Source organism: Streptomyces sp. NPDC006510, from assembly GCF_040611955.1.
Classification (GTDB): Bacteria; Actinomycetota; Actinomycetes; order Streptomycetales; family Streptomycetaceae; genus Streptomyces.
On record NZ_JBEXPH010000423.1, the window covers coordinates 1 to 1,947 of the forward strand.

General features: G+C 68.3%; 2 protein-coding genes and 1 pseudogene. 1 reads left to right on the plus strand and 2 read right to left on the minus strand.

Annotated elements, in window-relative coordinates; all coding sequences use genetic code 11:
- Positions 1–53: 53 nt before the first annotated feature.
- Positions 54–1,115 (minus strand): hypothetical protein, encoded by a 1,062-nt coding sequence (locus ABZY11_RS44135; RefSeq protein ID WP_356484569.1) that lies wholly within the window; start codon positions 1,113–1,115, stop codon positions 54–56.
- Positions 1,116–1,224: 109 nt separating this feature from the next.
- Between ABZY11_RS44135 and ABZY11_RS44140 the strand changes: the two genes are divergently transcribed.
- Entirely contained in the window at positions 1,225–1,581 is a 357-nt protein-coding gene (locus ABZY11_RS44140; RefSeq protein ID WP_356484570.1) for a hypothetical protein, read from the plus strand.
- Here the strand turns inward: ABZY11_RS44140 and ABZY11_RS44145 are convergent.
- Positions 1,561–1,755: pseudogene (locus tag ABZY11_RS44145) on the minus strand (hypothetical protein); the annotation flags it as partial. The gene ABZY11_RS44140 and the pseudogene ABZY11_RS44145 sit on opposite strands and share 21 nt — an antisense overlap.
- Positions 1,756–1,947: the final 192 nt, after the last annotated feature.

Below are 1,947 nucleotides of genomic sequence, written 5' to 3' on the forward strand. Positions count from 1 at the left end.
ACCCGGACAGAATGACGCCCACGCGCCGTCCACCACAGCACCCGGACGGCGCGTCACATCACAACAGGGCAAAGGTTGCCTGATGCGGCACTAGTTCGCTTCCACATTCGCTTGAGGAAGCGGCCGAAGGGGGCGAGTCGGGTGAACTCGGGTACCTCGGCCCGATGCTTGACCATGTAGGTGCGGCACAGGCGGACCGACAAAGTGAGCAGGAACTCGTGGGGGGTGTAGGTGGCGGGAGCCTGGGCCAGGACACCGAAGCCGGCGGTGTCGACCTGCTGTTCCAGGAGTGTGGTCTTGCCTGCGCCACGCGGGCCGCATACCGCGATCGTGCCGTCTTCCAAGTGAGAGAGCTTGCGTTTGAGATGGCCGGACGCCTTGGTGTCGACGAGGTAGTCGCGGGCCCGAGGGGTGCGCAGGCCGTCGTGGCCGTCCGGCATGAACAGGGAGTCGGGGTCGGGGCCGAGCATGTGGCGGACGAGGGGCTGCACCAAGAGGCGGGCTCCGTCGTCGCGCAGCGCCTCACCCCACCGGACAGCGAGGGTTCCCAGTTCCACACGCTGGGCCAGCCAGGCGACGCCGTAGCCTGCGGCGAGGAGGCTATGGCGGAGGTTGAACCAGACCGCAGTCCCCCGGAAGTAGAGGATGGCGGTGGCGGCTACGGTGGCGGCCAGCAGGCCCAGGACCGCAAACACGCCGCCGAGGATGAAGGCGGTGACGATGGCCGCTGCGATCAGCAGGCAGACCGCCAGCCAGTTCCACTCGGACTCGGCCGCCACCTGGCGGTGCTTGCCGGCGATCTCCTCCAGGCCCGCGGACGCCGTCTCGAACGCGGCCCGCGGGCCCGGCGCGCACTGGCTGGTGGCAAAGCGAACGTAGTGGACCTCACGCAGGGCGGCCTGGACGCTTTCGCGGTCCACGCCCGGGCGTTTACCCAGGAGCTGTGCCGTAGCGGGCTCGGCCAGGGCATCGGAAACAGCCCTGCGGTAGACCTTGGTGCTGTCTGGCTCAAAGAAGTCCCACACCGTCACTGCCCAGAACCGCTGCCACGCCTGTAACCGGAACACATTCCGCCCTTTCCCCCAGATCCAGAAGCTGCGGATAGTAGCGGCCACCACCAACAGTGAGGGCGGTATCAGAGGAAATGGCTGGAGTTAACCGTCTGGCGCGCCTGCTGACTGCGACGCGGAGTTCGGCATCAGCCGAGCGCAGGCGTACCGGCTCTTGGACGTCGCGCGCGCCCTGGCCGCGATCCACGGCGCCGTCGCCGGCGGCACCGAGATGTCTCGCACGCGAGACACCGGCCCGGCCGCCGGGGCCGCGCTCGACTACAGCCTGTCCCCGCGCGCCCTGATCGCCGTCTCCGCCCGCTCCATGACGTCGCGGAGCTTGATCGCCCGCCGTCTCGCCGCGCTCGCCCACAGCGGGCTGAAGGCCCTCGATGAGCACACCATGCGCGCGGTGGTCCGCCAGGCCGTCCGCGACGTCCGCACCGGGTTCGGCTGCCCGATCCTGGAGAGTCGGTTCGGTCGGGGAGCGGCTGGCGTGGGGCGGGGTGGGTCATGTCACAGCAGGATTTGACTGAACCGAGGGTGAGGTGGGGTTGTCGAGGGTGAGGCCGGTGCCGGCTATGAAGCCGTCGAGGGTTTCGGGCCGGTACTGGAGTCGTTTGAGCCGGTTGCGGACGAGGACCTCCAAGCGGTCCAGGGCGACGACAGCGAGGTTGGCCAGGCTGCGCTTGACGTGGGCCCAGACCCGAGCACCTGGACGCGGCAGGCATCGCGGCGAGCATCGGATCCGTCGGTGACGCGTACGACAACGCCCTGATGGAGTCCACGATCGGACTGTTCAAGCAATGCCGCGGAGTTAAGTCGTCGCGCATCACGTCAAGTTGATCAGTTTTCAGCTGGTGGGGCCAACCATTCGGGGGCGATCCGGTATCTCCCT